This is a genomic window from Burkholderia cenocepacia (assembly GCF_014211915.1).
Lineage (GTDB): Bacteria > Pseudomonadota > Gammaproteobacteria > Burkholderiales > Burkholderiaceae > Burkholderia > Burkholderia orbicola.
Window position 1 is genome coordinate 1,431,647 of record NZ_CP060040.1, and the last position, 24,342, is coordinate 1,455,988.

At 67.8% G+C, this 24,342-nt stretch carries 26 protein-coding genes and 1 pseudogene; 11 read left to right on the plus strand and 16 right to left on the minus strand.

Going from position 1 to position 24,342, the window contains the following annotated elements; genetic code table 11:
* Positions 1-12: 12 nt before the first annotated feature.
* Both SY91_RS22870 and SY91_RS22875 read left to right on the plus strand, forming a co-directional pair.
* Positions 13-1,401: an MFS transporter gene (locus SY91_RS22870; protein WP_023476062.1), complete on the plus strand. Its 1,389-nt coding sequence runs from the start codon at positions 13-15 to the stop codon at positions 1,399-1,401.
* Positions 1,402-1,756: 355 nt separating this feature from the next.
* A complete protein-coding gene (locus SY91_RS22875) occupies positions 1,757-2,968 on the plus strand; it encodes a winged helix-turn-helix domain-containing protein (RefSeq protein ID WP_006480844.1) in 1,212 nt (403 codons plus the stop codon).
* A 21-nt stretch (positions 2,969-2,989) separates the two neighbouring features.
* Here the strand turns inward: SY91_RS22875 and fabI are convergent, their stop codons facing one another.
* Genes fabI through SY91_RS22895 form a run of 4 tightly spaced genes read right to left on the minus strand, consistent with a single transcriptional unit; the run spans position 2,990 to position 7,292 of the window.
* Positions 2,990-3,790 (minus strand): enoyl-ACP reductase FabI, encoded by an 801-nt coding sequence (gene fabI, locus SY91_RS22880; RefSeq protein ID WP_023476061.1) that lies wholly within the window; start codon positions 3,788-3,790, stop codon positions 2,990-2,992.
* Positions 3,791-3,818: 28 nt separating this feature from the next.
* Positions 3,819-4,940 carry an alpha/beta fold hydrolase gene (locus SY91_RS22885; RefSeq protein ID WP_023476060.1) on the minus strand — a complete coding sequence of 374 codons (1,122 nt, stop codon included), beginning with the start codon at positions 4,938-4,940 and terminating at the stop codon, positions 3,819-3,821.
* 8 nt (positions 4,941-4,948) lie between these two features.
* On the minus strand, positions 4,949-6,157 hold the full coding sequence (locus tag SY91_RS22890; protein ID WP_023476059.1) for an acetate/propionate family kinase: 1,209 nt from the start codon (positions 6,155-6,157) through the stop codon (positions 4,949-4,951).
* A gap of 10 nt (positions 6,158-6,167) precedes the next feature.
* Entirely contained in the window at positions 6,168-7,292 is a 1,125-nt protein-coding gene (locus tag SY91_RS22895) for a phosphate acetyltransferase (protein WP_258181686.1), read from the minus strand.
* On the opposite strand from SY91_RS22895, the gene atpG reads away from it, so the two are divergent.
* Together atpG and atpC are read left to right on the plus strand one after the other, a co-directional pair.
* Positions 7,287-8,162 (plus strand): ATP synthase F1 subunit gamma, encoded by an 876-nt coding sequence (gene atpG / locus SY91_RS22900; RefSeq protein WP_043887462.1) that lies wholly within the window; start codon positions 7,287-7,289, stop codon positions 8,160-8,162. The genes SY91_RS22895 and atpG overlap by 6 nt on opposite strands.
* A 10-nt stretch (positions 8,163-8,172) precedes the next feature.
* The gene (gene atpC, locus SY91_RS22905) at positions 8,173-8,631 is read left to right on the plus strand and encodes an ATP synthase F1 subunit epsilon (protein WP_023476056.1); all 459 of its coding nucleotides are present in this window, start codon (positions 8,173-8,175) and stop codon (positions 8,629-8,631) included.
* Between the two features lie 22 nt (positions 8,632-8,653).
* Here atpC and SY91_RS22910 read toward each other — a convergent pair whose 3' ends face one another.
* Both SY91_RS22910 and SY91_RS22915 read right to left on the minus strand, forming a co-directional pair.
* The gene (locus SY91_RS22910; RefSeq protein ID WP_006480837.1) at positions 8,654-8,872 is read right to left on the minus strand and encodes a DUF1653 domain-containing protein; all 219 of its coding nucleotides are present in this window, start codon (positions 8,870-8,872) and stop codon (positions 8,654-8,656) included.
* A gap of 57 nt (positions 8,873-8,929) precedes the next feature.
* Positions 8,930-9,373 carry a GNAT family N-acetyltransferase gene (locus SY91_RS22915; protein ID WP_023476055.1) on the minus strand — a complete coding sequence of 148 codons (444 nt, stop codon included), beginning with the start codon at positions 9,371-9,373 and terminating at the stop codon, positions 8,930-8,932.
* A gap of 205 nt (positions 9,374-9,578) precedes the next feature.
* On the opposite strand from SY91_RS22915, the gene SY91_RS22920 reads away from it, so the two are divergent.
* From SY91_RS22920 to SY91_RS22935, 4 genes are all read left to right on the plus strand, one after another.
* Positions 9,579-9,839 (plus strand): type II toxin-antitoxin system Phd/YefM family antitoxin, encoded by a 261-nt coding sequence (locus SY91_RS22920; protein ID WP_011547275.1) that lies wholly within the window; start codon positions 9,579-9,581, stop codon positions 9,837-9,839.
* A complete protein-coding gene (locus tag SY91_RS22925; protein ID WP_006480834.1) occupies positions 9,836-10,102 on the plus strand; it encodes a Txe/YoeB family addiction module toxin in 267 nt (88 codons plus the stop codon). Before SY91_RS22920 ends, SY91_RS22925 begins: the two co-directional genes overlap by 4 nt.
* A gap of 49 nt (positions 10,103-10,151) precedes the next feature.
* Positions 10,152-10,775, plus strand: a complete 624-nt coding sequence (locus SY91_RS22930; protein ID WP_006480833.1) for an HAD hydrolase-like protein — start codon at positions 10,152-10,154, stop codon at positions 10,773-10,775.
* A 415-nt stretch (positions 10,776-11,190) separates the two neighbouring features.
* Positions 11,191-11,769 carry a DUF4142 domain-containing protein gene (locus SY91_RS22935; RefSeq protein WP_006480832.1) on the plus strand — a complete coding sequence of 193 codons (579 nt, stop codon included), beginning with the start codon at positions 11,191-11,193 and terminating at the stop codon, positions 11,767-11,769.
* Between the two features lie 116 nt (positions 11,770-11,885).
* Here the strand turns inward: SY91_RS22935 and SY91_RS22940 are convergent, their stop codons facing one another.
* Entirely contained in the window at positions 11,886-12,485 is a 600-nt protein-coding gene (locus tag SY91_RS22940) for a GNAT family N-acetyltransferase (RefSeq protein WP_023476053.1), read from the minus strand.
* A gap of 59 nt (positions 12,486-12,544) precedes the next feature.
* Positions 12,545-13,459: a LysR family transcriptional regulator gene (locus SY91_RS22945; protein WP_011547270.1), complete on the minus strand. Its 915-nt coding sequence runs from the start codon at positions 13,457-13,459 to the stop codon at positions 12,545-12,547.
* A gap of 108 nt (positions 13,460-13,567) precedes the next feature.
* On the opposite strand from SY91_RS22945, the gene lysA reads away from it, so the two are divergent.
* Complete coding sequence (gene lysA, locus SY91_RS22950; protein ID WP_023476052.1) at positions 13,568-14,806, plus strand: diaminopimelate decarboxylase; 1,239 nt, start codon at positions 13,568-13,570, stop codon at positions 14,804-14,806.
* Between the two features lie 193 nt (positions 14,807-14,999).
* Here the strand turns inward: lysA and SY91_RS22955 are convergent, their stop codons facing one another.
* Complete coding sequence (locus SY91_RS22955; protein WP_023476051.1) at positions 15,000-15,887, minus strand: DMT family transporter; 888 nt, start codon at positions 15,885-15,887, stop codon at positions 15,000-15,002.
* A gap of 124 nt (positions 15,888-16,011) precedes the next feature.
* On the opposite strand from SY91_RS22955, the gene SY91_RS22960 reads away from it, so the two are divergent.
* Positions 16,012-17,487 (plus strand): PLP-dependent aminotransferase family protein, encoded by a 1,476-nt coding sequence (locus SY91_RS22960; RefSeq protein WP_043887454.1) that lies wholly within the window; start codon positions 16,012-16,014, stop codon positions 17,485-17,487.
* Positions 17,488-17,537: 50 nt separating this feature from the next.
* On the opposite strand, the pseudogene SY91_RS22965 reads toward SY91_RS22960, so the two are convergent.
* Both SY91_RS22965 and SY91_RS22970 read right to left on the minus strand, forming a co-directional pair.
* A pseudogene (locus SY91_RS22965) lies at positions 17,538-18,962 on the minus strand (nicotinate phosphoribosyltransferase); the annotation flags it as partial.
* Between the two features lie 73 nt (positions 18,963-19,035).
* A complete protein-coding gene (locus tag SY91_RS22970) occupies positions 19,036-20,076 on the minus strand; it encodes a bifunctional nicotinamide-nucleotide adenylyltransferase/Nudix hydroxylase (RefSeq protein WP_012339666.1) in 1,041 nt (346 codons plus the stop codon).
* Between the two features lie 191 nt (positions 20,077-20,267).
* Between SY91_RS22970 and SY91_RS22975 the strand changes: the two genes are divergently transcribed.
* The gene (locus SY91_RS22975) at positions 20,268-20,720 is read left to right on the plus strand and encodes a type II toxin-antitoxin system RatA family toxin (protein ID WP_043887453.1); all 453 of its coding nucleotides are present in this window, start codon (positions 20,268-20,270) and stop codon (positions 20,718-20,720) included.
* Between the two features lie 109 nt (positions 20,721-20,829).
* Here SY91_RS22975 and speD read toward each other — a convergent pair whose 3' ends face one another.
* Genes speD through SY91_RS23000 form a run of 5 tightly spaced genes read right to left on the minus strand, consistent with a single transcriptional unit; the run spans position 20,830 to position 24,337 of the window.
* Positions 20,830-21,213: an adenosylmethionine decarboxylase gene (speD, locus tag SY91_RS22980; RefSeq protein ID WP_012339664.1), complete on the minus strand. Its 384-nt coding sequence runs from the start codon at positions 21,211-21,213 to the stop codon at positions 20,830-20,832.
* Positions 21,210-21,359 (minus strand): hypothetical protein, encoded by a 150-nt coding sequence (locus tag SY91_RS22985; RefSeq protein ID WP_153489189.1) that lies wholly within the window; start codon positions 21,357-21,359, stop codon positions 21,210-21,212. Before SY91_RS22985 ends, speD begins: the two co-directional genes overlap by 4 nt.
* Complete coding sequence (locus tag SY91_RS22990; RefSeq protein WP_023476046.1) at positions 21,356-22,873, minus strand: DUF4178 domain-containing protein; 1,518 nt, start codon at positions 22,871-22,873, stop codon at positions 21,356-21,358. The genes SY91_RS22985 and SY91_RS22990 overlap by 4 nt, the downstream gene beginning before the upstream one ends.
* Positions 22,874-22,882: 9 nt before the next feature.
* Positions 22,883-23,923, minus strand: coding sequence for an SPFH domain-containing protein (locus SY91_RS22995; RefSeq protein ID WP_006480821.1), 1,041 nt, complete (start codon positions 23,921-23,923; stop codon positions 22,883-22,885).
* A gap of 27 nt (positions 23,924-23,950) precedes the next feature.
* On the minus strand, positions 23,951-24,337 hold the full coding sequence (locus SY91_RS23000; protein WP_006480820.1) for a DUF350 domain-containing protein: 387 nt from the start codon (positions 24,335-24,337) through the stop codon (positions 23,951-23,953).
* Positions 24,338-24,342: the final 5 nt, after the last annotated feature.

The following is a 24,342-nucleotide window of genomic DNA, read 5'->3' on the forward strand; positions in this document are numbered from 1 at the left end:
CGCGCCCAGCCCATGTCGCCCGTCTTTCTAGCACCGCTCATCGTTGCCTGTGCGTTGTTCATGGAAAGCGTCGACGCGAACATCATCGTCACCGCCCTGCCTGCGATGGCGAGGGACTTCGGGCACAACCCCGTCACCCTGAACGTTGCGATCACGGCCTACGTGGTCGGCCTCGGCGTGTTCATCCCGATCTGCGGCTGGCTCGCCGACCGCTTCAGCGCGCGCGCCGTGTTCCGCACGGCGATCGGCATCTTCGTCGTCGGTTCGCTGATGTGCGCGGCGTCCAACTCCCTCGGCGTGCTCACGTTCGCGCGCTTCATTCAGGGCGTCGGCGGCGCGATGATGGTGCCGGTCGGCCGCATCATCATCTTCCGCGCGGTGCCGCGCGCCGATCTCGTGCGCGCGATGAACTACCTCGCGATTCCCGCGCTGTTCGGGCCCACGGTCGGGCCGCTCGTCGGCGGCTTCATCACGACCTACCTGCACTGGCGGATGATCTTCTTCATCAACGTGCCGATCGGCATCTACGGGATCTACCTCGCGAGCAAGCACATCGCGAACACGCACGAACCCGATCCGGGCCCGCTCGACTGGTTCGGCTTCCTGCTGTCGGCCAGCGGCGCCGCGCTGCTGCTGATGGGCCTCACGCTGATCGACGGTTCGCTCACGTCGCGCTCGAACGCCATCATCATGTGCGCGGCCGGCGCCGCGATGCTCGCGCTGTACGTGCCGTACGCGCGCCGCAAGGAGCGCCCGGTGCTCGACCTCAGTTTCCTGAAGATCCCGACGTACCACGCGAGCGTCGTCGGCGGGTCGCTGTTTCGCATCGGCCTCGGCGCGGTACCGTTCCTGCTGCCGCTCGCGTTGCAGGAAGGGCTCGGCATGAGCGCTTTCCATTCCGGCCTCATCACGTGCGCGTCCGCGCTCGGCGGCGCGGTCAGCCGCTCGACGGCCACGCATACGCTGCGCCGCTTCGGCTTTCGCACGGTGCTGATCTACAACGCGGCATTCGCGGGCCTCGCGATCGCCGCCTACGGCGTGTTCCATCCCGGCATGGCGACCTGGGCGATCTGGCTGATCGTGCTCGTCGGCGGCATCTTCCCCGCGCTGCAGTTCACGAGTTTGAATTCGATGATCTATGCGGACATTTCGCCGCGCGACGCAGGTCGCGCGACGAGCCTCGGCAGCGTCGTGCAGCAGATGTCGCTCGGCCTCGGCGTGACGGTGGCCGGCCTCGTGCTGCACGTGTCGCACTGGCTCCAGGGCCATCAGGCGATGGTGTGGTCGGATTTCTGGCCCGCGTTCCTGGTGGTCGGGCTGTGCTCGTTCGCGTCGATTCCGATCACGCGGCGGCTGCCGCCGGGCGCCGGCGACGAAGTCGCGCGCGGCAAGCGGGCATAAGCGGCGCCGCCGCGACATGACCTGTCGCTCGGCGACGGACGAAAACCGGAAAAACAAAAAAATTAGCGAACATCCACACGGGGCCGGTGCACAGCCGCGTGGATGTTCGCTCAGGGCTCCGGGTCTCCCGATGGGGGTTGAGAATCCCGGATTCGCTTCCTGCGTGCCATGGACATATGTGCGTCGGAAGCGGAATCGTTGCGCGCACTTGTCGTCGCGCCATGAACTGCACTATAGGGAAACTTGCGCAACGCATCTGTCAACCATTGTCAGACGCGTGGCAGCCGCGCGTCGCACGCGCGCGCCGCTTTCGCGCTAAAGTGGTTCCCGATCGCCACCCTCGACCGTCCTGCCGATGCTCACGCTCTCGCCCGCCTCTGCCCGCGCCCTGCATCTCGCCGCACAGGGCCTGCTCACGCCGCCCCGCCGCAAGGCGACCAAGGCCGACGTGCTCGACACGATCCGCCGGATGGCGCAGTTGCAGATCGACACCATCCACGTCGTCGCGCGCAGCCCGTATCTCGTGCTGTTCAGCCGCCTCGGCGATTTCTCGCCGCACTGGCTCGACGAACATCTCGCCGAGGCGCGCCTGTTCGAATACTGGTCGCATGAAGCGTGTTTCCTGCCGATCGAGCAGTTCGGGCTGATGCGCTACAAGATGCTCGATCCGTCGGGGATGGGCTGGAAATATGCGGCCGAATGGCACGAGCAGAATCGTCCGGAGATCGAACGGCTGCTTGCGCGGATTCGCGAGGAAGGCCCGGTGCGGTCGGCCGATTTCGCGCGCGAGGACGGCGTGAAGGGCAACGGCTGGTGGGATCGCAAGCCCGAGAAGCGTCACCTGGAAGTGCTGTTCACGACGGGCGACCTGATGGTGTCGGAGCGTCGCAATTTCCAGCGCGTGTACGACGTGCGCGAACGCGTGCTACCCGACTGGGACGATACGCGCGACCTGCCGCCGCGCGAAGCCGTGCTGCCTGCGTTGCTCGACTATACGTGCCGGGCGCTCGGCGTCGTGCGTGCGGACTGGGTGGCCGACTACTATCGGCTGCCGCGCCGTTCGTACCGCGCGGAGCTGGAGCGGCTCGCGGATGCGGGCGACCTGATTCCGGTGCAGATCGACGACTGGAAGGAGCCGGCCTACGTGCACCGCTCGCTCGATGCGCTGCTGCCGGCCGCCGCGGCCGACACGCTGCGCTCGACGGTCACGACGCTGCTGTCGCCGTTCGATCCGGTCGTATGGGACCGGCGGCGCGCGTCAACGCTGTTCGGTTTCGATTACACGATCGAGTGCTATACGCCCGAGCACAAGCGGCGCTACGGCTATTTCTGCCTGCCCGTGCTGCATCGCGGCCGGCTGGTCGGCCGCGTCGATGCGAAAGCGCATCGCGCGCTCGGCACGTTCGAATTGAAGGCCGTGCACGTCGAGCCGGGCGTGCGCTTCGGCGCCGGGATCGCGGCCGACGTCGCGAAGGCCGTGAAGAAACTCGCGGCGTGGCACGGCACGCCGGAGGTGACGGTCGCACACGCGCCGCCGGCCCTCGTGGAAGCATTCACGCGCACCTGAACGCCGCATTCCGCCGGTGCGTCAGGGCTCGTTCACGCTCATGACGGGCTTGCGCTGGCCCTGGCCGAGCACATGCATGCCAGCGTCGATATAGTGCGTGCCGCCCGTGATCGCCCGCGCGCCGTCGCCGGCAAGAAACGCGCAGAACGCCCCGACGTCGTCGATGTCCAGCGCGTGATGCAGCGGCGCCCGGCGTGCGGTGTCGTCGAGCAGCCGGCCGAAGTCCGGCAGGCCCGACGCCGCGCGCGTCGGCAGCACGCCCGGCGAAACCGCATTGACGCGAATGCCCGCGCCGCCGAGTTCGGCCGCCAGGTACCGCACGCTCGCTTCGAGCGCGGCCTTGACCGGCCCCATCACCCCGTAGTTCGCGACGACCTGCTCCGCGCCGAGATAGCTCATCGCCATCAGGCTCCCGCCGCGCGCCATCAGCGGCTCGGCGAGTCGCGCCATCCGGATGAACGAATGGCACGACGTATCCATCGCCAACGAAAAGCCTTCCGGCGAACTGTCGACCACGCGGCCTTGCAGATCGGCCTTCGGTACATACGCCACCGAATGCAGCACGAAGTCGAGCGCGCCCCATTGCACCGCGATCGCGTCGAACACCGCCGCCATCTGGTCGGGGCGCCCGACGTCGAGCGGCATCCGGATCGGCGCGTCGAGTTGCGCGAACAGCGGCTCGACGTGCGGCAAGGTCTTGTCCGACTGCCAGGTCACCGCGAGCGTGGCGCCCGCCCGGCAGAACGCGCGTGCACATCCCCACGCAATGCTCTGTTCATTCGCGATGCCGACGACGAGCCCCCGCTTGTGTCGCAACGTCATGTCGCCTCCCTTGTCGATCCGCGTGGGCCTAGCGCTGCGCCGCGATCCATCGCGCGATGTCGGGCCACACCGTCGCCAGCGTGCGCGTCCCCATGAACAGGCCGATATGGCCGCCCGGCACGAGCCGGCTCTCGATCCGCGACGCGGGCGTCCCGAGAAGATCGCGCGCGCCGAACACCTGCTCCGGCGTCGTGATGTCGTCGGCCTCGCCGGCGAGCAGATAGATCGGGCACGCGACGTCCTTCAGGTCGAGCGTGCGTCCGAGCGCGACAAACGTACCTTTCGCGAGCCGGTTCTCCTTGAAGATCTGCACGATCGCCTGCAGGTACCAGCGTCCCGGCAGGTCGATCGGGCTTTCGTACCAGTTCGCGAACACCTCGCGCTTGCGCAGGTATTCCGGATCGTCGAGATGCTCGTACAGGTCGACGTGCTCGGCGAGATAGTGCTGGTCGGGATGCATGTTCTTCCAGCCGCGCAGCATGAAGCGCCCGCGCATCAGCCCGCCGCCCATCGCGACGAGTTCCTCGTAGAACGACGTCGGATACGTGTGCACCATCTGCTTGATCGGGCCGTCGCCCGCGTCGGTGTCGATCGGCGAGCCCGCCAGCACGAGGCTCGCGACCTTGTGCGGGAAACGCGCCGCATACATCGCCGACATCCAGCCGCCCTGGCACAGCCCGACGAGATTCACGCGGCCGCCGAGTTCGTCGACGCACACGTTCAGCTCGGCCAGATACTGGTCGATCTCGAGGTCCTTCATGTCCTCGGTGGCCGAGCGCCAGTCGGTCAGGTACAGACGCGTCACGCCGTGCTCGCGCAGCGTCTGCATCAGGCTCTGCCCCGGCTGGTAGTCGGCGATCATCGCGCTGTGTCCCGCGTACGGCGCATCGACGATCGTCGGCAGCCCGTGCGCCGGCGCGGCCGAATAATCGCGAAACGTCATCGTCCGCAGTTCCAGCAACGGCCGGTTCGGCGAGGCCAGCGCCGGATGTGCTTCGAAATGGAGCTTCTCCTCTTCCGCGAGAAAGCGCAGATTGCGCGCCGCGATCTCGGCGCCGGCCGCGAACATCGCCGTGGCGGCGGCCATCGGCCAGAAAATCGGCAGCGCGGGGGCGCTGACGGCAGGAGAAGGCGTGTCGCGTGCTGTCATCGAAGGTCTCACCGGGTCGGATACGGCGTGGAGGGAATCGCGTCGTCCAGCACGCGGCGCGTGTGGCGCGCGATCATCAGGTTCTCGTCGGTCGGGATCACGCGCACCGTCACGCGCGACGCGTCGCTCGAAATCACCGGCAGGCCGGCCGCGTTCGCCGCGTCGTCGAGTACGATGCCGAGCCACGCCGCGCGTCGGCAGATCCGTTCACGCACGCGCGGCGCGTGCTCGCCGATACCCGCCGTGAACACGAGCGTGTCGAGACCGCCGAGCACGCCGGCCAGTGCGGCGAGTTCGCGGGCCGCGCGATAGGCGAACAGCTCGACCGCATGCGCGGCCGACGGTGCGTCGCTCGCGAGCAGCGTGCGCATGTCGCTCGACACGCCCGACACGCCCAGCAAGCCCGATTCGGCATAGATCAGATACTCGACCTCGTCGAGCGAGCGGCCCGAGTGACGCTGCAGGTACAGGATCACGCCGGGGTCCAGCGCGCCCGTGCGCGTGCCCATCGGCAGCCCGTCGACGGCCGTGAACCCCATCGTCGTCGCGACGCTGCGGCCGTTCGCGAGCGCACACAGGCTTGCGCCGTTACCGAGGTGCGCGACCACCGTCCGGTGCTGCATCCACGACGGATCGAGGGCCGCGAGCGCCATCGCGATGTACTCGTACGACAGCCCGTGAAACCCGTAGCGCACGATGCCCTGCTCGGTCAGCGCGCGCGGCAACGCGAACTCCCGTTCGAGCGCCGGCACCGTCGCATGGAACGCGGTGTCGAAACACGCGACCTGCGGCAGGTTCGGCGCTACCGCTGCCACCGCACGAATCGCGTCGACGTGATGCGGCTGGTGCAGCGGCGCGAGCGGTGCAAGCGACGCGATCGCATCGAGCACGCGCGCGTCGATCCGCACCGGCGCGGTGAAATACGGGCCGCCATGCACGACCCGGTGCCCGACGCCGTCGAACGCGGCCTCCCGCCCGACGTGCGCGGCGAACCATGCGTGCAGCGCCTCGATCGCGCCTTGATGCCCCGGTCGCGCGACGGCGCTGTCGGCGAGCGTCGCGCCCTCTGCATCGGTCACGAACAGATGCGGGGTGTCATGCAGGTTCTCGACCTGCCCGTGCAGGCCCGCATCGAGCGAACGATCCTCTCGCGTGTCGTAGACCGAAAACTTGAGGCTCGACGAGCCGGCGTTGAGCACCAGGACAGGATGTCGCATCGCGGCCCCGTCAGTGTGCGTCGGCCGCAATCGCCGCGGCGGTCACGGGCGTCGCCGTGGCACGCGCCGCCGCCGCGACGAGCGCCGCGACCGCGCAGCTCGCCAGGCGCGTGCGTTCGCTGTCCGCGCGACTCGTCAGGATCACCGGCACGCGCGCGCCGAGCACGATGCCGGCCGCATCGGCATTCGCGAGGAACGTCAGCTCTTTCGCGAGCATGTTGCCGGCCTCGAGGTCGGGCACGAGCAGGATGTCCGCATCGCCCGCGACCGCGGAATCGAGATGCTTGAGCCGCGCCGCTTCCGGGCTGATCGCGTTGTCGAGCGCGAGCGGCCCGTCGAGCAACGCGCCGGTGATCTGGCCGCGCTCGGCCATCTTGCACAGCGCGGCCGCGTCGAGCGTCGACGGCAGTTTCGAGCTGACCGTCTCGACCGCCGACAGGATCGCCACCTTCGGCCGGGCGATGCCGAGCGCATGCGCGAGATCGATCGCGTTCTGCGCGATGTCGGCCTTCTGTTCGAGCGTCGGACGGATATTGACGGCCGCGTCGGTGATGAACAGCGGCTTGGGGTAAGTCGGCACGTCCATGACGAACACGTGGCTCAGGCGCCGCCCGGTGCGCAATCCCGTATCGGCGCGCACCACCTCGGCCAGCAACTCGTCGGTGTGCAGGCTGCCCTTCATCAGCGCCTGCGCGTCGCCCGCGCGCACCAGCTCGACCGCGCGTGCCGCCGATGCATGACTGTGCGGCGCATCCACGAGCCGATAGCCAGACAGGTCGACACCGAGCGTCGCGGCGAGCATCGTGATGCGCGCCACCGGGCCGACCAGCACGGGCACGACGATACCGGCCCGCGCGGCGGCAGCCGCCGCGTGCAGCGAGACCTCGTCGCAGGGATGCGCGACCGCGACCGTCACCGGGCGCAATGCGCGGCAACGCGCAATCAGCGCTTCGTATTTCTGATGCGTGCGCAACTCGGTCATCGACTGCCCCTTCGCAAGAATCACGTGAACGGATTCTGGTGCGGGACCGGGCGACGTCGTTTGATTTCCGTCAATCGTTTCAGGTGAAGTCCCGATAGCATGAAGCCGCACGATGACATCCGGATGGCCGCGACGCCCACCCCTGACATGCACATACGCGAAATCCGCTCGAAGATCGCCAGTACCTCGTCCACGCGCAAGATCACCAAGGCGATGAAAATGATGGCGCGCACCAAGATGGCGAGCGCGCAGCGACGTGCGCGGGAGTTCCGTCCGTACGCGGCACGTATCGGCGCGATGGCGGAGCGCGTGCTGCGCGACCGTCCCGACCACGTGTCGGCACTGATGGCGCGGCGCGATACCGTGCGCCGCGTCGGCCTGATCGTCGTCAGCACCGATCGCGGGCTGTGCGGCCCGCTCAATGCGCGGCTGCTCGTCGAATGCGTGGATGCGCTCGAACGCTGGGACCGGGCCGGCGTCGCGTGCGAACTGAGCGTGATCGGCGCGCGCGGCCTCGCGCCGCTCGTGCGCCATGGCGCGACCATCGCGGCCCGTGCGAGCGGCCTGGCCGCCGAGCCGCACTTCGAGCAGTTGCTCGGGGCGCTGCTCGTGCCGCTGACCGCGTTCGTCAACGGCGAGCTCGACGAAGTGCACGTCGCATACAACCGGCTGACGAGCCCGCTCGCGTACGAGCCGCGCATCGATGCGATGCTGCCGATCATCGGGCTCGACACCGGGGCCGACGCGCCGACCGATGGCGCGCCCGCGTCCGACTATCTGTACGAGCCCGCGCCCAAACCGGCGGTCGACACGTTGCTGCTGCGCTACGTCGAGGCGACGCTCTATCAGGCCGTCGTCGAGAACTACGCGTGCGAGCAATGCGCGCGGATGTTCAGCATGCAGACCGCGACGGACAACGCCGACCGCGTGTTGCGCGAACTGCGGCACCTGTACCAGAAGACGCGACAGGCGCAGATCACCACCGAGCTGTGCGAAATCGTCGCCGGCGCGGCGGCAGTCTGAAGGAGTCCGCATGAAGACGTCGATGAAGCTCGACATCGTGAGCGTGGAAGCGGTGCTGTATGCCGGCGACGCGCATTTCGTCGTCGTCCCGGGGGAAAGCGGAGAGTTGGGGATCTACCCGCACCACGCGCCGCTACTCACGCGAATCAGGCCCGGCGTCGTGACGCTCGTCGATGCGCCGACCGGCGAGCATCGCCGCCTCCTCGTCGCGGGCGGCGTGCTGGAGGTCAGCCGTGACGGCGTGACGCTGATCGCCGATCACGCGCTGCGTACGCCCGAACTCGACGAGCTGCGCGCACGCGAAGCGCGGCATGCGGCCGACGACTGGCGCCAGCGCTACGCGCACGAAAACCGGCGCGCGTTCGATTTCGCGTCGGCCCGCGCGGAATTGATGGAGGAAATCCGGCGCTTCTTTGCGATGGCGCTGCGGCAACAAACGCCGCACGACAAGCCGGGCAGCGCCGGCTAGCCGCGGCTCCGGTGCCGCCCGCTCAGTCGCGCAGCTTGCGAAAACGCGGCGTGCCGTCTTCGAGATTGCCGTTGAACATCGCCTCCGGCCGCACCCACAGCCCGCGCGCATGCGGCCACAGATGCTCGTAGACGACCACCGATTCCTCGGTTTCGGAATGGCGGGCAACGCCGATGTAGCGGTACAGGCCGCCCTTGTAGTGGCGGTGCGTCGCGAGCTGTTCGGCTTCCTGTTCGGTCATGATGTGCTTCTCTTCGGCAAAAACGGAAAGCGCGTATTGTATGCGCTGCGCCGCGCGTCAGCGTTTCGTGTAGATGTCGGGGCGGCGGATCTCCATCAACCGCTCGGGGTTCGCGGGCGGACCGAAACCGACCGGCCGGTACAGCGCGTGCGCGTCGGTCGTCGCGAGCATGATGCGGCGCAGGCGCTGCACCATCTCCTGCGCGAATATGTGGTCGATCAGCGCGCGGCCGTAGCCGTTGCCGCGTTCGGCCGGCAACACGAACACGTCGCACAGGTACGCGAACGTCGCGTGATCGGTGACGAGCCGCGCAAACCCGACAAGCCGGTCGCCGACATACGCGCCGAAGCACAGCGAACCCTCGATCGCCCGCTCGACCACGTCGCGCGGGATGCCCTGCGACCAGTACGCGTCGCGATGCAGGAAGTCGAAGATCGCGTCGATGTCGAGTTCGCGCTTGTCGGTGGAAAATCTCAGCGTGGCGGGGGTGGCTGCGGGCACGTCTGTTCTCCGGTTGGAGGGGGCGGAAGGCGGAGCATCGACGATACCGCGCCGTGGGGTGCGGGACAAGGGTATGGCCGAGCCGCCGCGGGAAAACAGATGCGTGTCGTCCTGCCGCACGGCGCCTCGATACCTGTACAACATTCCGTACATATATTCGAATAGTGCTATACTTGTACCGTTAAAAGTACAAGTGAGGCACGCCATGCGCACGATTCATTTTTCGGATGCCCGCGGCAATCTGAAGACCGTCATCGACCAGGTCGTCGACGATGCGGACGTGACGCTCATTACGCGCCGCGATGCACCGAACGCCGTCATCATGTCGCAGGACTATTACGACAGCCTGATGGAGACGGTTCACCTGCTGCGCTCGCCAGCCAACGTCGCTCACCTCGAACGTTCGATCGCGCAACTGCGCAAGGGCAAGGCGAAAGAACACAAGCTCGCCGAGGATGATGAATGAGCGTACGTCGCGTGCTCTTTACTTCCGACGCATGGGATGACTATGTCTACTGGCAAGGACAGGATCGCAAGACGCTCAAGCGCATCAACCAGCTCATTCGCGAAACCCAGCGCACGCCGTTCGAAGGCATCGGCAAGCCGGAGCCGTTGAAAGCCAATCTCTCCGGCTTCTGGTCGCGCCGTATCGACGATACGAACCGCCTGGTCTACGAGGCTGACGACCTTCAACTCAGCATCGTGTCCTGCCGCTACCATTACGAGTAGCACGGCCGCCAACCAATCTCGCCACGTTCCGCCTCGCATGCGTCGCCCGATGACCTACCGCCTCATCGCCTTCGACTTCGACGGCACGCTCGCCGATTCGCTCGACAGCTTTCTCGCCGCGCTGTCGGAAGCGTCGCGCCTGCACGGCTTTCGCGACGCGACGCCCGAACTGCGCCCCGCGCTGCGCGGCATGTCGGCGCGCGACATCATCCGCGCGCTCGACGTGCCGATGTGGAAAGTGCCGCGCGTGACGATCGACATGCGCCGCCTGATGCGGCCGCGCATCGCGAACGTGCGGCTCTTTCCCGGCGTCGACGAAACGTTCGACGCGCTCGCCGCGCGCGGCATCCGCATCGCGATCGCCACGTCGAACACCGAGGAGATCGTGCGCGACCGGCTCGGCCCGCGCGCCGGCGCACGCGTCGACCATTTCGCCTGCGGCATTCCGCTGTTCGGCAAAGCGCGCCGTCTGCGCGCGCTCGTTCACGAGGCCGGTGTGCGCGCCGACGAAGTGCTGTACGTCGGCGACGAAATCCGCGATGCCGACGCGGCACGGCGCGCGCGTATCGCCTTCCAGGGCGTCGCGTGGGGTTACACGGCGCCCGACGCGTTGCAGGCACATTGCGCGACGCCGTTGCTGCCGCGCCTCGATGCGCTGCTCGATCGCGTGTAACGCTTCACGCACGCCACGCACGCCACGCACACACGCACCACTCGCCGCCGACGCGCCGCCACAGCAACGGCCGCGACGACATCGCACCGATGAAATGCCGATGACACGCACGCGCATCTCATGCATTGCATGCGCCACGTGCGCGCAAAAATTGCCGCCGCCGCACGCGCATCAGGTACGCACTACCGGCCTGCGCGCGTGCCCATCGATTCGTCTTACCAACCGTTACACAAGCCACAGCACGGTTGCACCTGCTACCCGACCGCTCTCCTAGAATCAGTCGGGCCGGAAAACACTTCGAACGCCGCCGCGGCAGAGCGGCAGTCGAATCCGGCCCGGGCGCGCCCGGTCTCTCGCACAGCGACGGATCACACGATCCGTTTTTCAACCAGAGCCCCGATCGAAAGGAGGTCCCATGAACCGCTTTCCCCCCATTTCGCGCCTTGCCTTGTCTGCCGCCGGCCTGCTTCTCGTCGCCGTGACGGCGACCGCGCAAACCGCGCAACCGGCACCCGCGGCATCCGCCGCGCCGGCCGCGACTGCGACGCGCATCCACGAAGCCGACCAGACCTTCATCACGGACGGCACGAAGACCGTGTCGACCCAGCACGACGCCGCGCGCATCGCCGATTCGCGCACGTCGGACAGCCAGGTCAAGGCGTTCGCGCAACGCGTGTCGACCGACGATGCGAAGATCATCCAGGCGATGCGCGCGGCGAGCCCGCGCGGCGTCGACGTGCCGGCCAACGACCCGGACACGACCGTGCTGAACAGCATCAAGAGCCTGCGCGGCGCCGAGTTCGACAAGGCGTACATCGAACAGGTCGCGCTCGCCGGCCAGCAGAAGACGATCTCGGCATTCCAGGCCGAAATCGCATCGGGCCGCGACGCCAAGCTGAAGGAAGTCGCACGCCAGGCGCTGCCGATCCTGCAGGCGCACTACGCGGACGCGCAGAAGCTCGCGCAGCGTCATCACCTCGCATCGGCGCAGTAACGCGATGCAGCGCCGCGCCTCGTGCGCGGCGCACCGTTCCCCCCGTCGTCGCGCTGCCGACTCCCCTGCCGGCGGCGCGATGCACGTCTGAAGCATCAAGCGTCCCGCATCACCCGTTACGTCGCCAGCTTCGCCTCGAGTCGCGTACGCACGTCCGGCCATTCGTCGTCGATGATGCTGAAGCGCACCGAGTTGCGCTTGCGGCCATCCGGCATGATCCGTTCGTGACGCACGATGCCCTCCTGTTTCGCACCGAGCCCCAGAATCGCCGCGCGCGATTTCTCGTTCAGCTCGTCCGTGGTGAACTGCACGCGCACGCATCGCAGCGTGTCGAACGCATAGGCCAGCAGCAACCACTTCGCTTCGGTATTCGCGCGCGTACGCTGCGCCGATTCGCTCAGCCACGTATGGCCGATCTCCAGCTTGCGATTCTTGCGATCGATCTTCCAGAAGCGCGTGCTGCCGATGGCGCGGCCCGACGCGCGATCGACGATCACGAACGGCATCACGGTGCCGGCCGCACGCCCCTGCAACGCCGTGTCGATGTACGCGTCGACCGTCTGCGCGCCCGGCACGACCGTGACCTTCAGGTTCCACAACTCGCCGTCGGCGGCAGCGTCCAGCAGCGCCTGCCGGTCGGATGCGCCGAGCGGGCGCAGGACGACACGTTCGCCGGTGAGGGTCGGTTGTTCGAGGAAAGACGATGCGTCGGTCATGACGGGATTTCCGGAAAATGACGGCGATGGCGGTGACCCCCCATCATAAGGCGGCGCCGCTAGCCGAGGTGCGCGGCGAGCCGGCGGCGGATCGCCTTCGCCTCGCCGCGCAGCGCATCGGCGAACGCGTCGACGAGCAGGCTCTTCGGCCGGTGCTCGGGCACGATCACGCTGACCCGGTATGGAAACGACCGCGTCAGCGGTCGCACGTGCAGGCCGCGGCCGACGAAATCGAGCGCCGTGAGCGGATTGACGATCGCAGCCCCGAGCCCCTGCCGCACGAACGCGCACACCGATACGGCCGACGGCGTGTCGACCACCGAGCGCGGCGCGACGCCGAGTTGCGCGAATGCCTCGTCGATCATGATGCGGTACGGATCGTTCAGCGACAGGCTCACGAACGGGCGGTCGACGAGATCCAGCAGGTCGATCGCATCCTGCGCGAGCAGCGGATGGCCGTCGGGCAGCACGCACACTTCATCGACTTCGAGCAGCGGCGTGAGCACCGTGCCGGCCGGCGCGACGTCGTGCTCGGTCAGTCCGAGGTCGTAGCGTTGGGCGGTCAACCACTCCTCGAGCACCGGCGACTCCTGCGTCGCGACCGACACGCTCACACCCGCATGCGCATCGTGAAAGCGCCGGCACGCACCGGGGAGGATCGCGTGCGAAAACGCCGGCAGCGCGATTACCGACAGTTGCCCGTCGCGAAACTCGCGCAGGCGTGCGGCCGTCGCCGCGACGCGTTCGAGCCCCACATACGCGAGCCGCACGTCGTCGAACAGCGTGAGCGCGGCCATCGTCGGGCGCAGCCGGCCATGCGCGCGTTCGAACAGCGCAAAGCCGACGACCTGCTCCATCCGCGCCAGTTCGCGGCTGATGGTGGGCTGCGACGTGTACAGCATCTCGGCCGCGCGCGTCGTGCTGCCGGTGACCATCAGCGCGCGGAACACCTCGATATGACGGTGCGTCAGCATGATCGTATATATCAGAAATGAATCGAATGAAGATAAACAGGCATTTTACTGGATAGCCAATCGGGCGCATCATCGCGCTATCCGTTCATTCGATCCGATTCATCCGCCATGTCCCTCGATTCCCGCCAGCTCGCGGCCCTCGCGCAGCAATACGGCACCCCGCTGTGGGTGTACGACGCCGACGTCATCCGCGACCGCATCGCCCAACTGCGCCAGTTCGACGTGATCCGTTACGCGCAGAAGGCGAATTCGAACGTCCATATCCTCAAGCTGATGCGCGACGAAGGCGCGTGCGTCGACGCCGTGTCGCTCGGCGAGATCGAGCGCAGCCTCGCGGCCGGTTTCAGCCCGGGCGGCGAGCCGGAAGGCGTCGTGTTCACGGCCGACCTGATCGACCGCCCGACGCTCGCGGCGGTGCTCGAGCACGGCGTGACCGTGAACGCAGGCTCGCTCGACATGCTCGCGCGCATCGGCGAGCACGCGCCCGGCCACCGCGTGTGGCTGCGCGTCAACCCCGGGTTCGGCCACGGCCACAGCAACAAGACCAACACCGGCGGCCCGCAGAGCAAGCACGGCATCTGGATCGACGACGTACCGCGCGCGATCGAGATCGTGCGCCAGTACGGGCTGAAGCTGGTCGGCATCCACATGCACATCGGTTCGGGCGTCGACTACGGCCACCTGTCGCAGGTGTGCGATGCGATGGTCGACCTCGTCACGTCGCTCGGCCACGACATCGACGCGATCTCGGCCGGCGGCGGCCTGTCGATCCCGTATCGCGACGGCGAGCCGCGCGTCGACGTCGGTCACTACTTCAGCCAGTGGGACGCCGCGCGCAAGCGGATCGAACGGCATCTCGGCCACCCGGTGCGCATCGAGATCGAACCGGGCCGCTTCCTCGTCGCCGAGGCCGGCACGCTCGTCACCGAAGTGCAGGCCGTCAACCGTCGGCCGAAGCACGATTTCGTGCTGATCGACGCCGGCTTCAACGACCTGATGCGCCCGTCGATGTACGGCAGCTATCACGCGGTGTCGGTGCACGCGCACGATGGCGCGCTGCCCGCCGGCCGGCCGCTCGTCGACCTCGCGATCGCCGGGCCGCTGTGCGAATCGGGCGACGTGTTCACGCAGGATGCCGGCGGCGCGGTCACGCACCGCAAGCTCGCGCAGCCGCAGATCGGCGATCTGCTGTTCCTGCACGACGCGGGCGCGTACGGCGCGTCGATGTCGTCGAACTACAACAGCCGGCCGCTCGCGCCGGAGGTGCTGGTCGATCGCGGCACGCCGCGGCTGATCCGCCGCCGGCAGACGATCGGCGAATTGCTCGCGCTCGAAACGTTCGAGTAACCCGCGCCCGGCGTGACGAACGCCAACGGCCAGGCTTGCCGCTACCGGCAACCTGGCCGTTTTGCCTTGGGCCGCGTCATCGGGTGCCGGATCGGATGCACGTCGCGATCGTGCGCATCGGCGGCAACCGGCTTGCCGCCAGCCTCGCACCGGAGGGCGTCGGCCTGATGCGCGACCCACCGCTGCCCCTGCGTCACCCTGCGCGCTGCACGGGCGCCATCTTCGAGAAGTACTTCGCGCCCGCCACGCAGCCGACCACCACGACCGTCACGACGACCATCGACGGCGGCACCGTCTCGTGCAGCAGCCCGGCCGCGAGCAGGAAGCCGAAGAACGGCTGCAGCAGCTGCAGCTGGCCGACGCCCGCGATCCCGCCGAGCGCCAGCCCGCGATACCAGAACACGAAGCCGATCAACATGCTGAACAGCGACACGTACGCGAGCCCCCACAGCGCGGCGGCGTCGACGCCGTCGAACGACGCGGGCCAGGTCAGCCACGTGAGCGGCAGCATCAGCGGCAGCGACAGCACGAGCGCCCACGAGATCACCTGCCAGCCGCCGAGCTGGCGCGACAGGCGCGCGCCTTCCGCATAACCGAGCCCGCATGCGACGATCGCGGCCAGCATCAGCGCATCGCCGACCACCGACGCCTGCCCGCCGTTGCGCAGCGCGAACGCGGCCACCGCGCCGCTGCCGACGACCGAGAAGATCCAGAACGGCAGCCGCGGCCGTTCGCCGCCGCGCCACACGCCGAACAGTGCAGTCGCGAGCGGCAGCAGCCCGACGAACACGATCGCATGCGCCGACGTCACGTGCTTCAGCGCCAGCGCCGTCAGCAACGGGAAACCGACCACCACACCGAGCGCGACGATGGCCAGCGACACGGCCTCGGCACGCGACGGCCGCTTCTGCTTCAGCACGACGAGCAGCAGCAGGCCGAGCGCGCCGGCGATCGTCGCGCGGGCGAACGTGAGGAACAGCGGGTCGAGCCCTTGCACCGCGATCCGCGTCGCGGGCAGCGAGCCACTGAAAATGATGACGCCCAGCAAGCCGCTGAGCCACCCGTCGGTCGTCTTTTGCACGGTCAATCCTGAATGGAAAGTGGATGACCGATGATCCGCCGCCGGCGAAACCGGCGTAAGCTACAGCCCAATACAATTCAGACAAACTGTACTGGACAACCGGCCGTACAGTTCATCGTTCACCATGCGCCATTCCGCCCCGATTCCCGTCCCGCCCGCGCCGTCGCGCACGCGCGTGGAAACCGTCATGGATACGTTGCGCGCGCGGATCGCGAGCCGCGCGCTGATGCCCGGCGCGCGCGTGCCGTCGATCCGGATGATGGCCGACGCGCTCGGCGTGTCGAAATCGACGGTCGTCGATGCGTACGAGCGGCTCGCGAGCGAAGGCGTGCTCGTCGCACGGCGCGGTTCGGGCTTCTACGTGTCGGGCCACGCACCGCCGCTCGCGCTCGCCGAATTGGGCCCGCGCCTCGATCGCGAGCTCGATCCGCTGTGGCTGTCGCGTCAGTCGCTCGAAGCGGCGCCGACGTCGGTGAAGCCCGGCTGCGGATGGTTGCCGTCGTCGTGGCTGCCCGACGAAAGCCTGCGCCGCGCGCTGCGCGCCGTATCGCGCGACGAAGCCGATGCGTTGACCGACTATGCGACGCCGCTCGGCCTGCCCGCGCTGCGCCAGCAGCTTGCGTGGCGGCTCGCGCAGCACGGTGTCCACGCGGAACCCGCACAGATCATGCTGACCGACGGCGGCACGCACGCGCTCGACCTCGTGTGTCGCCTGCTGCTGGAGCCCGGCGATACCGTCGTCCTCGACGATCCGTGCTACTTCAACTTCCAGGCGCTGCTGCGCGCGCACCGTGCACGGATCGTCAGCGTGCCGTTCACGCCGAACGGCCCCGATCTCGTGCGCTTCGAGCAAGTACTCGCCGAGCACCGGCCGCGCCTGTACATCACCAACGCCGCGCTGCACAACCCGACCGGCGCGACGCTCGCGCCGCCCGTCGCGCACCGGCTGCTGACGCTCGCGGCCGAGCACGGGCTGCTGATCGTCGAGGACGACATCTTCGCGGATTTCGAGAGTACGCCCGCGCCGCGCCTCGCGGCGTTCGACGGGCTGTCGCGCGTCGTGTCGATCGGCAGCTTCTCGAAGACGCTGTCGGCCGCGATCCGCTGCGGTTATATCGCCGCGCGCCCGGAATGGATCGACGCGCTCGTCGATCTGAAGCTCGCGACGTCGTTCGGCAATGCGCAGATCGGCGCGAACGTCGTGCACCGGCTGCTGATCGACGGCACGTACCGGCGCCATCTCGACAGCCTGCGCGCGCGTCTCGCCGATGCGATGGGCGAAACGATCCGGCGCCTCGCGCGGGCCGGGCTCGCGATCTGGACGGAGCCGCGCGGCGGGTTGTTCGTGTGGGCGGAGTTGCCGAACGGGCTCGACGCCGCACGCGTCGCACGCCATGCGCTGGACCACGACGTCGTGCTCGCCCCCGGCAACGTGTTCAGCGCGTCGCGCAGCGCGACGTCGTACCTGCGCTTCAACGTGTCGCGCTGCAAGGGGCCGGCGGTGTTCGATGCGCTGGCGCGGGCGATGGAGGCGACGCGGGTGGTGGAGCATGGCGGTGCGCCGACGGATGCCGGCAGCCGGGTGCTGACCGGCAAGTGACGCGAGCCGGCTGCACAGCGGCGGGATGCCCCGCCGCCTGCATCACACCTCCCCGCATGCGCCCTTGCCCGCACCTCGGCGAACGACGTATCGACGAGCAGGCGCCCCGTGTCGAACACCGTCTCGAGCGCCTCGTCCCATTCGCCTTCCAGCGCACGATCGTCCCACGCAACCGGCAGCGTCACCGTCCGATACTCGCCGGTGCGCCAATTGCGCAGCAGCGTCAGCCGCCCCTGCTTCGAGCGCTTGCCCTGATCGGTGACCGGATCCTTGCGGACGTCGTGCCACACGTCGCCGCGCCGGATCGCCGAACACTTCATCGCGAAGCGCTGCGTATCGCGGTTCACCCGCTGCAACAACGCACCGCCCATGCCGAACACCACGTTGCCGGCCGCATAGCCCGCCTCGTCGAGCGCGACGAGGATCGCTTCGATCGACTGCTCGTCGACCCCGTCCCCCTGGATCATGCGCACACGATTCAATACGCGCCGCCCCTTGCCGTTCACGGTCGAACCGAACGACGCATCGAGCGCACGAACGGTCTGCAGCACGATCGTCACCGGGTCGCCGGAATCGGGGCGCACGACGAGCGTCGCGCCCGAATCGATCACCGCCTGCCGGAGTTCGCCGCCCCACAGATCGAGCGCGGCGAACAGATCGTAGGAGTCCGACACGACCGATACGATCGCGCCCGGCAACCCGAAGCACCTGATCATGTTGCGGTACGCATCGGCCTCGCCTTCGCGCCCCCACGACGTGATCGTGCTGTGCTCGGCCGCCGGCACCGAGTACGCAGCCATCGGCTCGCGATAAAAGCGGTTCGCGGCCAGCACGCCGAGCACCGTGTCCGAGCCCATGAAGCTCACGAGGTGCGCGGCGCCGCCGATCGCAGCCGATTCCGCGCTCGACACGCCGCGTGCGCCGAAGTCGTGCAGCTTGAACGGCAGTTGCGCGAGATCGTCATCGGTCCGTTCGAGGAAACGGCGAATCGTTTGCCGAAGATGCCAGCTCCGGGTCGCCACCGTCACCGGATACCAGATGCGCAACAGCATCGTCTCGAGATACGACGCGAGCCAGAACACCTGCGGATCGTCGCATTCGACCGTCATCAGCACGTTGTGCACCGGCACGATCGAGCCTTCCGGCACCGCTCGGATCTTCACCGGCAGGTAGCCGTCGTAGCGCTCGACGATATGACGCCATCCTGCTTCGTTGAACGGCTCGCCGTGCACGGTGAAGAAATCGCGCGCGTCATCGATCATCGCGTGCGTCACGGGCTTGCACAGATACTCCTTCAGCAGCATCTGCAGGCCGAAGAACAGCGTGCGGTCGTAGCGGCCGCCGCGCGATTCGACGTACGAGAACATCGCCGATGCGTCCGGCGGATACTGCAGGAAGTGGGAAGCCTTGTACGAATCCGTGTTGAGAACCGGATTGGCGAGAACCGCGGCAAAGCCGCCGAGATCGTTTTGCATGGCTAGAGCTCCTCTAGGCCGTTGAAGTGCCGCCGCGTCTGTCGCGGCGGACCGGATGCGGGGAATCAGCGCGTCACAGCTTCCCCAGGAAGTGATACGCGATGTCGAAGTGATCCTCGAACATCACGTTGCGCATCTGCGCGAATTCGTTGAGCGGGACCCAGCGCGCCTTGTCGGCGTCGTCGCTGCCCTTCACGCGCGGCAACTCGCCGGTCGGGAAGTTGAACAGGCACGCATGCGTGATCGTGCGGCCGCGCAGCGAACGCGTCGGGTGATCGAACACCTGGCGATCCTTGATCGAGCCGCGCAGCACGGGTTCGGGCAGCTTGAGGCCGGTTTCCTCGCGCAGCTCGCGGATGCACGCCGCATCGAGCCGCTCGTCCTGGTTCACGAAGCCGCCCGGCAGCGCCCACAGGCCGCGGCCCGGTTCGCTGCGGCGGCGCACGAGCAGGATATGCCCCGAATGCACGACCACCGCGTCGACCGTCACGAACGTGACCGGATACGGTGCGGCCGCCCACGCCTTGCGATACGCGGCGATGAATTCGGCTTCCGACTTCAGTTGCGCGAATTCCGGCTGCGTGCGAAAACGCTCGAGCCAGCCGAACACGGGTTCCGGCACGGCCCACTGCACGAAGCTGTTGGTGCGTTCGGCGAAATACTGGTCGCGGATCTCGGTGGCGGAAATGTCTTCCGTCGCGTCGACGTCGACGAGCTCCCATTGCGGGAACATCCGCAGGTAATACGACGTGGCGTCCTTCTCGTGGCCGATCAACCCGACCTTGCGTTGCGCGACGTCGCCGAGCGCGACGGCCACCGCATCCTGCACCCAGCGCACCCAGTCGCCGTCGTTGTAGGTCGAATCCTGCAGCGGGGCGATCGTCACGCGATCGCGCTCGGACGCGTCGAGCAGCGAAGCCAGCATCTGGCGGCGCTCGTCGAACGAGAACGGGTCCTTGATGGTGCGGGGCTTGTCGGTCGACCCGATCAGCACGCACACGCGTTCGGCCCGACTCAGTGCCGACTTCAGCACGTTCAGGTGACCACGATGCGGAGGCTGGAAACGACCAATGAAAACGAGCGCGTCGAAGCGCCGGTTCTGTTGCGTACTCATGAGGCTCCCTCAAGAGATTGAAACGCTCCGGGTCTGTCCCGAAGGGTTGGGATAAATCCTAGGGGAATTCCCGAGGTGCGTCAATCGCGCTCGTTCGAGCGCATGCTCGACTTGACGAAGTCTGACGAAACACAGGTTATTGGCGCGGTACACTCGATTTCATCCCAATCCGCGCCGTGGCGCCCGCCCTCATGAGGATCTCAGTCAGCCGGACCGTCGGCGTCGACCGCAGGCGCCTGTTCACGTGGTCGCAGGACTACGGACGGCGGCTCGTGTGGGACAACTTCCTCAGCGACGCCTATCTGCTCGACGGAACGACCGCCGATGTCGGCGTCGACGCGTTCTGCCGCAGCCAGTCGGGCGCGACGATGGTGTCGCGCTACATCTCGTACCGTCCGCCGCAGGTCGCCGCCATCGAAATGGTCGAAGGCCCGAAGGTGCTCGAACGCTTCAGCGGCAGCTGGAACTTCGTCGAGCACACGCCCGGGTCGACCGAGGTGAAGTTCACGTACCACTTCCGCGTGCAGCCGTCGTGGCTGCGCTGGCTGCTCGAACCGCTGATCGGCGCGTTCTATCTCGTGCAGACGCGCCGGCGTCTCGATTCGTTCAAGCGCTGGGCCGAAGCCGAAGCGCTGCCGCGCTGACCGGCATGCGCCGCCCGCTATTTTCCGGATTCACCGAGCCGGGGAAACGACCGGCGGCCGCCATCCCGACGACCCGCCGTGGCCGATGCACGGCACGCGGCATCCTGGCTCAGGCCAGCGCACTGCCGCGCGCCACCTGCTGCCGAACCTGCGCGTGCGTGCCGAGCGCCGCGGCGATCGCATCGACCGCATCGGCCGCGCGCGCCGCGCCGCACATGAACGCATCGACGGCCGCGAAGCGATGCTCGGGCCACGTATGGATCGTGATGTGCGACTCCGCCAGCAGCACGACCCCCGTCACGCCATGCTCGCCGCCGAAATGATGGAAGTGCGCGCCGATCACGCGCGCACCGGCCCGTTGCGCCGCATCGGTGAGGATCGCTTCGAGCCGCGCGGCGTCGCGCAGCAGCGCCGCATCGATGCCCGCCAGGTCGGCCAGCACGTGCGAGCCGAGCGTCGCGCACGGCGGCGCGATCCCGTCGCGCGCGGTCATTTGTGCGACCCGTACGACGAGTAGCCGCTGCGCGCCGACGAACTGCCCCACCCGCCGCCGCCCGAACCGCTGCCGCCGATCGATGCGCAGCTGAACAGCGTGACGACGATCAGGCCGTAGACGCCGTAGAGGATGTACCGGATCACGCGTTGCCCCCGTCCGACGCAAACCGCTTCCACAGCCATTCCGGCAGCCACAGCACCAGCAGACCGACCAGCACGTAGACGGAGCGGCCGGTGAACGAGAACAGCGAACCGAGGTTGAAGATCACGAGCAACGCGCTGAACATGAACGGCAGCGGCGCGAAACTGTGCGGCCCCTTGCTGCCGAACAGACCCATCGATTCGGTCGCGCCCGTGGCGGCCGTCGTGGCCGCGGCCAGCGCCGGCGTGCCGAAGCGTTCGGCGAGCGCGCCGCCCGACAGCGGTCGCGCACGCGACCAGACGATCTCCGCGTCACTGCGCTCGCGCGTCAGCTTGTCCTTCTGCCAGCCGTAGTCGATGATCGACGTGCGATCGCCCGCCTGCACGCGCCAGTTGAATGCCCCGACCACGTAGACGACCTCCGATTCGTATTCCTCGCGCAGCCGGTAGGTCTTGCCGCCGTCGGTCACGTTGCCGGATTCGCTGCCGATCGTCGGCCAGTGGTCGAGCACCTGCACGCGTTCCCAGCGCCCTTCGCTCTGCACGAGCCACAGGAAGCCGCGCTTCGGGTTCAGCAGCAGGTATTCGTCCCATGTCTCGTCGTCGCCCGGCACGCGGCAGCGCATCATGCCGATCACCGTGTACTTCACGCCGTCGAACGTGCCGATCGCGCCGAGTTCGAGCGCGCCCTTCACCGCTTCGAGCTTGCGCTGGGCCGCGAACACGGTCTGCTGCTCGGCCGTGCACTGCACGCCCGCGTGGCAACTGCCGCACACGACGTAGTCGGCCACGTTGGGCGCATACGACAGCGGCGCGCCGCAGCTCGGGCACGCGAACGGCACCAGCTCCGCGCCGCGCTTGTCGCGCGTGTCGTTTTCGATATCGCGCAGCCCCGTGAACGCGAGCGCGTCGAATTCCAGCGCCTCGCCCGCATAGACTGCCGGGCTGCCGCCGTTCGAGCCGGCGTCGGAATAGTCGTAGGTCGCGAATGCATTGCCCGTGCGCAGGTCGGCAACGCGCGCCTCCCAGCCGGCATCGACGCGAAACGGCAGCTCGCCGTCGCCGCCCGTGCAGCGCGCGGTACGCACGTCCGACACCAGATACGCGCGGCCGCGGTGGTCGATCCGCATGCCCGGTTCGAGCGTATCGAATGCCGGCCACGCGGTACCCGACGCATCGTCGGGTTCGCGCACCGTGATCGCGTACTGGCCCGACGCATCCGACAGCCAGCCGAACGCGCCGTCGTCGAACACGACGTACCACTCGCTCCACGCGCCGGCGTCGTAGGTCATCTGGATGCGGCCGAGCACCGTGAACGCGCGCTTGCCGTAGCGCCCGGTCGTGCCGATCTGGATCGGCGACGCATCGTCGAGTACTGTCGCCAGTTCGCCGATGCGCTCGACCTCGGCGCCGCGCTTGAGCAACGTACTACGGCAAAACGCGCAGACGGCCATCACCGCCGCGGCCGAGCGAAACTCGACCGGCGCGCCGCACTGAGGGCACGAGGTACGGAACATGCGTGCCGCTTACCGGGTGAGCTTCGCGAGGATCTCGGCCTTCGCGCGCGAATATTCGTCTTCGGTCACGAGGCCCTTGTCGAACAGTGCCTTCAGCTGCTCGAGCCGCTGCACGTAATCGGTGCTCTCGGCCGCTGCGGCGGCCACCGGCGCGGCAACGGGCGCGGGCGGCGCAGCCTGCGCCGGTTGCGCGGCGCCCGCGATCTGGCCGGCCATCGCCTGCCCGATCGCTGCACCCGCGGCGAGCCCCGCGCCGACCCCGGCGATGCCGCCCGGGTTCTGCGCGGCGAGTGGAATCGCCTGCGCGGTCTGGTATTGCGTGGCCCGCGCGAGATCGCCGGCCATCCCGGCACCGATCCGCAGGTCGAGCGCCTTTTGCAGCTCGGCCGGCAGCGACACGCTCTCGACCGCGAACGCGTCGAGCGCCAGCCCGTAACGCGTGAACACCGGCACCAATGCCTCGGCGACGCGCTGCGACAGCAGCGACTGGTTCGCGGCCATGTCGACGAACGGCACGTCGGCCGAGCCGAACGTCGTGCTCATCGCGGTGACGACCAGATTGCGCAGTTGCTGCTCGAGATCGTCGACCGTGTATGCCGCGCGCGTGCCGCTCACCTCGCGGTGGAACGCAGCCGCATCGACGATCCGATACGAATAGATACCGAACGCACGCAGTTGCACGAAGCCGAATTCGCGGTCGCGGATCGTCACCGGCTGCGCGGTGCCCCAGCGCCGGCCCAGCTGCAGCCGCGTGCTGAAGAAGTAGACGTCGGACTTGAAAGGCGACTGAAAGAATTTGTCCCAGTTCTTCAGGTTCGTGAGTACCGGCAGCGTGCGCGTTTCCAGCGTATAGAGCCCCGGCTGGAACACGTCGGCGACCTTGCCCTCGTTGACGAAGATCGCGACCTGGGTTTCGCGCACGGTCAGCTTGCCGCCGTACTGGATTTCCTGGTCTTCCATCGGATAGCGCCAGGCCAGCACGCCGTCGGTGTCTTCCGTCCATTGCAGGACGTCGATGAACTGCTTGCGGATGAATGAACCCAGACTCATGTCGGTCTCCTCGAAACGCGTGGCGCGTCAGGTCAGGCAGGCGGCATTGATGATGCCGACGACGAGCGACGCGGTGCCCATCAGGCCGCCCATCGCGACGTTGCGATCCTCGATCGCATGATTCATGCCGGGCATCACGCGCGTCAGCACCGCATAGGTGATCAGTTGCACGATCATCGCGCCGACGGCCCAGATCACGACTTCGCCGAGCGTCGAGTTGTGCGCGATGCTGGATGCGAGCGTCAGGCAGAAACCGATCAATGCGCCGCCGAACGACAGCGTCGCGGCCGCGTTGCCGTCGCGGATCAGCGCCAGTTCGTCGAACGGGGTGACCTTCAGGTACACTGCCGCGAACACGAGAAGCAGCACGAACGCCGACAGTAAATGAACCGCATAAAGATAGGCACTATTCATTCTTT